The sequence below is a fragment of the Bacteriovorax sp. DB6_IX genome, assembly GCF_000447775.1.
Lineage (GTDB): Bacteria > Bdellovibrionota > Bacteriovoracia > Bacteriovoracales > Bacteriovoracaceae > Halobacteriovorax_A.
On record NZ_AUNJ01000305.1, the window covers coordinates 1 to 8,523 of the forward strand.

Here is an 8,523-nt window from a genome sequence, read left to right on the forward strand (position 1 = left end):
AACTTCACATTAATTCCACCATTGTTAATACTCTTACTCACGATTAGTTTCATATTCTTGGGAACCTCGAGTTTAAATGTTTCTGGCATGACAAGTGAAATAAGTCTGGCCTGGTTTTTTTGAACGAGATGCTCAATGACTCTATTGATGAAATTGTGAATATTAGTTTCTACTTTAATTCTCTTATTATAAGGAGGATTAATGACAACTAAGGACTGACTATAGTCTTCATTATTTTTAAAGAGGTCGACTTCATTGAAATCAAAGTTTTCAATAGATGAATTGATGGCATTCTTTTTGGCACTCTCAATATTTTCAGCACTAAGGTCTCGACCTATTATTTTAAAGTCTTGTTGGTTTTCAACTCGAATTTTCTTTAATTGAATCTTAGGAAAATCTTGATAGAGAAAGTATCGGTCATAATTGATGTCAAAGCAATTTGGATACTCTAAAAGGAGAGTTCCACTACCACACATCGGATCAACCACGCTCTTAAATTTGCTAAAGTGCAGCTGCTTACTCATTAGTTCCTTATTGTGAAGACACATGGCCGCAGCAATTGACTCTCTTATGGGGGCCTTTGCCGAGAGTAATTTATGGCCACGTTTATCTATTCTTTCACCCGTTGTATCAATACTCAAAGTACATGTGTCATCCATAAAGCGCATATAAACTTTTGGATTCGTTTGCCAAGGGTTCTCCAAGTATTTCTTCTTTGGAGCATTGGCCGCAAAAACAGCTTCCATGGCATCATGGAGGCATTTTTTGGCCTTTCTCTCATCAAAGATTTTAGAGTTTTGAGCATGGAATACTAAATCTGGAGTTGAACCAGAGATATATTCATTCCAGTTTATTTTTTTGAGTTTGTTGAAGAGTTTTGGAAAGTCTCTGGCCTTAAATTGATCTATTCTCAACAGAAGTCTTGTTCCAATACGAGAGTAGTGATTGACATTGAAACCTTGAGTTAATTCATGGGTTGAGAATTCAATTCCTCCGCTTGTCTTTTTGAGATGAAATAATTCTTGTTCATAGAGGTCCTTCTTAAGTTCAAGCTCTTTGAGAGCGTAGTCTTCTAGACCAGGTAAGCAGATAAGGAAAAAATCGTAAGATGGGGAAGTCATAATCAACTCTAGTAAAATATTTGTGATGTGCTATGATTTTATAATGTTTTGAATGGAAAATAACAAAAGGGAATGGGAAGAATATCGAAGAGACTTTGGTCTTGGAAGATTAGCTCTTGCAACATCGATCTTTAATACATTTCTTTTTGCTATTTCCTTCTTTATGGGGGGACCTCTTCTCGAGGCCATTTATCCTGTTCTCTTCTCCCTTATTTTCTTCTTACTAAGAGATAGAATCGCAAAGTTAAGTTCCCTGATAATTTTTGCACTTACGGCAATTTCTATTACCATTACAATTCTTTTAAACTACTACCTGGTAGGGCTTTTGGACCAACTCTCTGGTGATCTTCTTCGCTATGATGATATCTTCTCCGCTTTTGATCTTTGGCTCTATTCTATGCCTGTCGCTTCTTTTATTAAAATTGTGAGTGGGAATATCTTTGGAAGCTACCAATGGCTCTATTATGATTTTTTGCAAATCTCATATATGACTTATTATCTCTTTCCTTTCTTTGGTGGCTTTTTCTATTACTCTCAATTGAGTGAGAGGAATAAGGCCAAGATCGGTCGTTTAGTTGGCTCTGTTCTTATTTTTTTCAATCTCAACTATCTTCTCTATTTGATCGTTCCCGTTACAGGACCTCAGTACTATATCGATTTAATGAGTGAGCTTTCCCTGCCGATGTCATTTGTTGGAAAGTATTTTAATCATCTTGTTTATCAATCACATCCTAACTTTATTGATTGCTTCCCATCTGGCCATGCCGGTATCTCAATTTTAATTACAATTTGGATGTTCAAAATAAAGAACCACTACCGCTATATCTTCCTCTTCTTTTGTTTAGGTATGATCCAGGCAACTCTTGGGCTGAAGTATCACTACACACTGGATGTACTTTGTGCGATTCCATTTGCTGCGTTCTGTTACTGGTTGAGCTACAAATTTATTCCCCAGACTCTTGAAGTGCGAAAAAATCGCAAGTGGCGTTTCTAGTTTCTTCTATATTCAGTTACTTTGGGTCGCGTCAAAATTATAAAACTAGTAAAATTGTCAAGAATTTGCTACATTGACGCCTTATGGTCACAGAAAATAGAGATAGAAAGCTCGAGCATATTGAGCTAACGAATAAATCTCAAACCCTACATTCTACAATAGATGAAAGATTTCACTATGAGCCTTTGCTATGTCCTCATCCAGGTCGTGGTGATGATATGGCCATGGAGTTTCTTGGCAAGAAGTTGAAATTTCCTATTTGGATATCTTCAATGACAGGTGGAACGGGAAAGGCCAGGCATATTAACCAAAACCTTTCAAAAGTGGCCGGTGAATTTGGTCTGGGGATGGGACTTGGTTCATGTCGTATGCTACTAGATAGTGAAGAGTTCTTTGAAGACTTTAATCTTCGAGCTCATATGGGGGATTCACCCTTCTATGCCAATCTTGGTGTGGCCCAGATTCAAGAACTTCTTGATCGCGATGAAGTTTCTAAGATTGAAAATATAGTCAAAAATCTCCAGGCCGATGGTCTGATGATTCATATAAATCCTCTTCAGGAGTGGTTCCAGCCTGAAGGTGATATTATCTCAGTTTCTCCCCTTGAGACGATAAAGAATTTTCTAGAGCTCTCGAGCTTAAGAGTTATCGTAAAGGAAGTGGGACAGGGAATGGGGCCTGCAAGTCTCTATGAATTGATGAAGCTTCCAATAGATGCTATTGAGTTTGCCGCCTATGGTGGGACAAACTTTTCACAGTTGGAAATATTGCGTAATTCTAGTGACTTATCTTTACATACTGGCCTTACCAATGTTGGACATACTGCGCTAAACATGGTACTGGAAACCAACAAAATCTTAGAGAATTCAGGAAGCGAAATCCAGTGTTCAAATTTCATCATATCAGGTGGAGTGAGAACCTATTTGGATGGGTATTTTCTGACTCAATTATCTAAGGGGAATGCTGTTTTTGGAATGGCCTCGCCATTTCTAAGTTATGCAGATGAGGGAATTGATTCACTACGTGATTATGTTTCCCAACTATGTCGAGGGCTTTCGTTTGCCAATAATTTTCTCACAGTTAAAGCTGTGAAGGAGTAAGCTTTGAAAATGATTTCTGGTTTTTCAAAATTAAGTAAGGTTGAAAAAATTGATTATCTTGTTGAGAATTATTTTTCAGGTAGCAAGAGGGTAAAGAGCGAAATCAAAGCATTCTGGCATGACAACCCTGATTCACAAAGAATCTTCGACGAATTTAGTGAAAATACAATTACAAATTTCTATTGCCCTTATGGGGTTGTTCCTAATTTCCTCTTAAATGACAAAATTCACATGGTGCCAATGGTTATTGAAGAAAGTTCTGTTGTTGCAGCTCTTTCAAAGGCCGCAAAATTCTGGACATCTCGTGGAGGATTTAGAGCTCAAGTGATTGATACTGAGAAGCTTGGTCAAGTTCATTTCATGTGGAAAGGTGAGACAGCGAAACTTCAAAAGTTCTTTGATGAGAATTATGAGAATATCCTGGCGCACGTCACGCCATTAACAAAGAATATGGAAAAGCGTGGTGGTGGTCTTAAGAGTATGAGCTTAGTTGATATGACTGAGCACGAGGACAACTACTATCAGATCAAGGCCTCTTTTGAGACTTGTGATGCGATGGGGGCTAACTTTATTAACTCTGTTCTTGAATCTATTGGTTCATTTTTAAGAGAGAATATTCCGGCCTGTGACTTCTTTAGTGATGAAGAAAAAGATGTTCAAGTTGTCATGTGTATTCTTTCTAATTACACACCAAATTGTCTTGTTAAGGCATGGGTTGAGTGTGGGATTGAAGAGTTATATGAGCCAAGCCATGAAATGTCGGCTCAAGAGTTTGTGGACAAGTTTACTCGTGCAGTAAGAATCGCTCAGATTGATGTTCATAGAGCAACAACTCACAATAAAGGTATTTTTAACGGAATTGATGGAGTCATTCTCGCAACGGGGAATGATTTTAGAGCTGTTGAGGCCTGTGGGCATACCCATGCTGCTAGAGATGGACAATATAGAAGTTTAACAAAGACACATGTCTATGATGGGAAGTTTCGTTTTGAGATTGAAATTCCAATGGCCCTTGGGACTGTTGGTGGGCTAACAGCTCTTCATCCATTAGCAAAAATGTCACTTGATATGCTTAATAATCCAAGTGCAAAAGAGCTTATGATGATTACAGCTAGTGTTGGACTTGCTCAAAACTTTGCTGCTATCAGAAGTCTTGTGACAAGTGGAATTCAAAAGGGACATATGAAAATGCACCTGATGAATATCCTCAATCAACTTGAGGCCACTGATAATGAAAAAGAAATCGTAAGAAAAGAATTTGAACACAAGGTTGTTTCTTTTAAGGCCGTTAGGGACTTACTTGAGAGTGTTCGAGCACTACAATAATAGGGACGTTAATAATGCAAAATGTAGAGCATCTACTAAAATACTATGATCAAAGTGGAATTATTCAGGTTCCAGAAAGAGATCAATACTTCTATGGTCATGGAAAATTACTTCTTAGTGGAGAGTACTTCGTTCTTGATGGAGCAAAGTCTTTAGGATTACCAACGCAAGTTGGACAGTCCCTATCTGTTAAGTATTCATCATCTTTTGATCCAAAGCTCTATTGGAAGTCTTATGATCCTGCGGGAAATCTTTGGTTTGAGACATGCTTTGAGTTTTGGCATTTTAATATTTTAGATGAAGAACCAACACCTGAGGCGATAGTTCTACAAAAGATTTTAAGACAAGTTAGAAAGCAAAATACACACTTTCTTAGAGAAGGTAAGGATGTCCACGTAGAAACTCAATTAGGTTTTCCACTTGATTGGGGACTCGGTTCGAGCTCTACTCTCATTCATAATATTGCTGACTGGGCCTATGTTTCTCCTTTTGAGCTTCTTTTTGAAACTCTTGGTGGTTCTGGCTATGATATTGCTTGTGCTCAAAGTGATGGGCCAATTCTCTATCACAGAACAAGTGAAGGGCCTAATTGGTCACCTGTCATTTTTGATCCACCATTTAAAGAGAATCTCTTCTTTATCTATTTAGATAGAAAGCAGAACTCTCGTAGTGCAATTGAGTACTATAACCAAAAGAGACCACACGCCCCTGAAGTAATTGAAGCGATCTCTCGCTTGACTGATGAGATGGCCACGGCAAAAACAGTTGAAGAGTTCAATTTCTGTATTAAGGCCCATGAAGAAATCGTTGGAAAGAATCTCAATATGACACCTGTTAAAGAGAGGCTCTTTGCTGACTTTAAAGGTGAGATTAAATCTCTTGGAGCATGGGGTGGAGACTTCATTATGGCCTCATCTGTAGAGGGACGTCGTTATGTTAATGAGTACTTTGCTGATAAAGGTCTTAAAGTTGTTATCCCATATAAAGAGTTAATTCTAACTCCTAATGAAAAGAGTACCGAATACAATGTTCACTAATTCAATTGAAGAATATAATCTCGAGGCCAATGAGTATAGCGTTGGCCATACTTCTCCATCTAATATTGCCCTGGTAAAGTATTGGGGAAAATTTGGAAGACAATTTCCTCGCAATCCCTCTCTGAGTATTACACTAGATAAGGCCCATACAAGTACGAGAGTGAAATTCTCAAAGAAAGACACTCAAGGGATTTCTCTGACATTTAAATTTGAAGGGAATGAGAAGACTGACTTTGCCAATAAGATTCAAAAATTCTTAGAGTCAATTGTAGAAGAGTTTCCTTACTTGCCTCTGTATCACCTAGATATTGAGTCATCTAATACCTTTCCTCATTCATCAGGGATCGCTTCTTCGGCCTCGAGTATGAGTGCCTTGGCCATGTGTCTTTGTGATTTTGAAAGAGAATTATTGAAGACGAAACCTTCTGAAGAAGACTTTTTAAATAAGGCCTCTTATATTGCGCGCCTTGGTTCTGGCTCAGCTTCTCGATCTGTCTTTGCAAAGATGGCATCATGGGGAGAGTCTTATGAGCTAGGTAGTGTCAATGAGTTTGCAAGTCCATATATTGACTTCGCTCCACTTTTTGAAAATATCTGTGATTCAGTTGCCATTATTTCAAGTGGTGAGAAGGCCGTAAGCTCTCGCGCTGGTCACGCTCTTATGGAGAATCACCCCTTTGCTCAAACGCGTTTTGAGAGTGCTCATCACAATATTGCAACACTTGTTAAGGCCCTTAAAGAAGGTGACTTTAAAAGCTTTGCTGAAGTTGTAGAGATTGAGGCCTTAGAGCTTCATGGTCTTATGATGAACTCTAGACCATCTTTTATTCTGATGGCCACCAATACACTTGAAGCGATTAATCGCATTAGAAAGTTTAGAGAAGATACTGGGACAATGGTTTGCTTCACTTTGGATGCAGGACCTAATGTTCATATTCTCTATCCTCAATCTGAAAAGAGTACTGTCCTGAAGTTTATTGAGGAAGAAATTACTCCTCTGACTCAGGGAGGTTTGGTTATTCATGATCATATGGGTAATGGGCCAGTAAAGCTATAGTAGGTCAATTGTGTTAGATGCAAAGAACTTCAATGCAAAAATTCTTCTCTTTGGCGAGTACTCTGTCATTAGAAAATCTAATGCCTTAGCTATTCCTTATTCTCTCTTTGATGGAAAGCTGGTCTTCCCTAAGGATAAGGCCCGTGGTGTGGATAATGAGCTTAGTACCTTTTCTAAGTATATTAAACGCCTACAAGATAAGAATGAATTAGAGTTTGAGTTTGATGCAAGCTCTTTTGGTTTTGATGTTTCTGGTGGTTTAATTTTTGAATCGTCTATACCACAAGGTTATGGTGTCGGAAGCTCTGGAGCTCTATGTGCAGCTATCCTCAGTCAATATGGAAAGTTAACACCAGAACAATCAGCTGATATCTCCTTTTTAAAACAGGCCTTTAGTACACTAGAGTCGCACTTTCATGGATCAAGCTCAGGTGTTGATCCCCTAATTAGTTATCTCAATACGCCAGTTCTTATAGGGGATGGTGCACTTAAAAGTGTTGATGTTCCTAGTTATGACAAGGGAGATGGAGGAATATTCCTCTTAAATACAGGAAGGGCCAGAAGAACTGAGCCTTTAGTGAATCTCTTCTTAGAGAAGTGCTCTTCAAAAGACTTTGCCTATCTTTGTGATAGAGTTTTAAGTCCGATCTCAAATGATTGTATTGATCTCTTCTTAGATGGTAAGACAGAAGAGCTTATGAAAAAGTATAAGGAACTCTCTATCTTTCAATATGAGCATTTTCAGGCCATGATCCCTAAACTTTATAAAGAGATGTGGGAAGAAGGAATCAATACAGGTGATTACTATCTCAAGCTTTGTGGTGCCGGTGGTGGTGGCTTCATTCTTGGTATTACAAATAACTTCAAGAATCTACCTGAAGATTTTTCAAACCATGAAGTTAGACCTCTGTTTAGATTCTAGGACTAAGCAAGGGCCCTTTCGTTAACTTGCTCTATCGTTGGAGTTCTTCTTAAAATCTTTGAGAACTCTCTTGGGTTGGCAAATTCTGACTCATTGGCCCATCTCTTCCAGTCACCAATCGCTAAGGCCGCCTTGGCAAATGAAACTTCATTGGCCATAAGATCATCAATATCTCTAATAATTTGATCATTAATAGATCTCTTGAATTGAATTCTCGCAATAGGAGATTGCTCAGCAATATTCTTTAAGGTCTTTCTTACTTCATCATTATATGAGACTTGGTGAATAAGTCCTAATTGTAAGAGATTTGTTGCATTCTCAACTTTATTTGATAGGAGATTTGCTTTGACTATTGATTGGTTTGTCACAATTCCCATAAGTGATGAACCAGAGGCCATTGGTGTAATACCCTTGTTGAGTGTATTAAAGGCCATTGTAAAAGATGGGTGGGCAATTCTTATATCGGCGCCACTTGCAAGTTCCAGAGCTAAGAAGTCTGCAGAGCCTTGAAAGTTCCACACAATAGTTTGTGGTAGAACAATTTGTCCCCAGCTAAGTCGCTGAACTTTTCTTAAGTAATTGAAGACAGCATTCTCATCAAGAAGTTTTAAGTCATTCTTAGATAAGAGCTCAAAGCTATCAGCGCTCGTTTCAATCAGTAGGGAAGAGATCTCTGTCTTACTTGTCATCCAATCAAAGAACTTTTCTAATTCATCGATAAACTTTAAAGAGCTAAATGACTCAGTATCGTTTTGCACTCTCAATTTACAGTTTTTTAATTCGCGATCTAATGAAATAGTAAAGGTTTTATAATTGAATAAATGAGACATGTGACCTTCCTTGGTTCTTCTCTTTTTTTCTAGGATATCTTCCGATATTTTTGGATCAATTCCTTCGATCCGTAGAAAAATTATCTAATAGATAAAAACACAATGTCAAAAAAATCTACGAGACTTTCTTATTTTT

General features: G+C 38.0%; 8 protein-coding genes. 6 read left to right on the forward strand and 2 right to left on the reverse strand.

Annotated elements, in window-relative coordinates:
• Nucleotides 1-1,121 (reverse strand): methyltransferase (locus tag M901_RS09030; protein ID WP_021277895.1); only part of this gene is annotated, 1,121 nt, incomplete at its 3' end.
• Nucleotides 1,122-1,173: 52 nt separating this feature from the next.
• Between M901_RS09030 and M901_RS09035 the strand changes: the two genes are divergently transcribed.
• The 6 genes from M901_RS09035 to M901_RS09060 all read left to right on the forward strand — a co-directional run bounded on the left by M901_RS09035 (nucleotide 1,174) and on the right by M901_RS09060 (nucleotide 7,557).
• Nucleotides 1,174-2,115 (forward strand): phosphatase PAP2 family protein, encoded by a 942-nt coding sequence (locus M901_RS09035; RefSeq protein ID WP_021277899.1) that lies wholly within the window; start codon nucleotides 1,174-1,176, stop codon nucleotides 2,113-2,115.
• Between the two features lie 83 nt (nucleotides 2,116-2,198).
• Entirely contained in the window at nucleotides 2,199-3,215 is a 1,017-nt protein-coding gene (locus M901_RS09040; protein ID WP_021277897.1) for a type 2 isopentenyl-diphosphate Delta-isomerase, read from the forward strand.
• A gap of 9 nt (nucleotides 3,216-3,224) precedes the next feature.
• The gene (locus M901_RS09045; protein ID WP_034721557.1) at nucleotides 3,225-4,541 is read left to right on the forward strand and encodes a hydroxymethylglutaryl-CoA reductase, degradative; all 1,317 of its coding nucleotides are present in this window, start codon (nucleotides 3,225-3,227) and stop codon (nucleotides 4,539-4,541) included.
• A gap of 14 nt (nucleotides 4,542-4,555) precedes the next feature.
• Nucleotides 4,556-5,578, forward strand: coding sequence for a GYDIA family GHMP kinase (locus tag M901_RS09050; RefSeq protein ID WP_021277892.1), 1,023 nt, complete (start codon nucleotides 4,556-4,558; stop codon nucleotides 5,576-5,578).
• The gene (mvaD, locus tag M901_RS09055; RefSeq protein WP_198295377.1) at nucleotides 5,547-6,635 is read left to right on the forward strand and encodes a diphosphomevalonate decarboxylase; all 1,089 of its coding nucleotides are present in this window, start codon (nucleotides 5,547-5,549) and stop codon (nucleotides 6,633-6,635) included. Before M901_RS09050 ends, mvaD begins: the two co-directional genes overlap by 32 nt.
• A gap of 10 nt (nucleotides 6,636-6,645) precedes the next feature.
• Nucleotides 6,646-7,557, forward strand: coding sequence for a mevalonate kinase (locus tag M901_RS09060; RefSeq protein ID WP_021277898.1), 912 nt, complete (start codon nucleotides 6,646-6,648; stop codon nucleotides 7,555-7,557).
• 2 nt (nucleotides 7,558-7,559) lie between these two features.
• Here the strand turns inward: M901_RS09060 and M901_RS09065 are convergent, their stop codons facing one another.
• Complete coding sequence (locus tag M901_RS09065) at nucleotides 7,560-8,387, reverse strand: enoyl-CoA hydratase/isomerase family protein (protein WP_021277893.1); 828 nt, start codon at nucleotides 8,385-8,387, stop codon at nucleotides 7,560-7,562.
• Between the last annotated feature and the right edge of the window lie 136 nt (nucleotides 8,388-8,523).

Excerpts from the sequence above, each read along its gene's own strand:
- M901_RS09035 (WP_021277899.1), top strand. The coding sequence starts at position 1,174 with ATGGAAAATAACAAAAGGGAATGGGAAGAATATCGAAGAGACTTTGGT.
- M901_RS09040 (WP_021277897.1), top strand. The coding sequence starts at position 2,199 with ATGGTCACAGAAAATAGAGATAGAAAGCTCGAGCATATTGAGCTAACG.
- M901_RS09045 (WP_034721557.1), top strand. The coding sequence starts at position 3,225 with ATGATTTCTGGTTTTTCAAAATTAAGTAAGGTTGAAAAAATTGATTAT.
- M901_RS09050 (WP_021277892.1), top strand. The coding sequence starts at position 4,556 with ATGCAAAATGTAGAGCATCTACTAAAATACTATGATCAAAGTGGAATT.
- mvaD (WP_198295377.1), top strand. The coding sequence starts at position 5,547 with ATGAAAAGAGTACCGAATACAATGTTCACTAATTCAATTGAAGAATAT.
- M901_RS09065 (WP_021277893.1), bottom strand. The coding sequence starts at position 8,387 with ATGTCTCATTTATTCAATTATAAAACCTTTACTATTTCATTAGATCGC.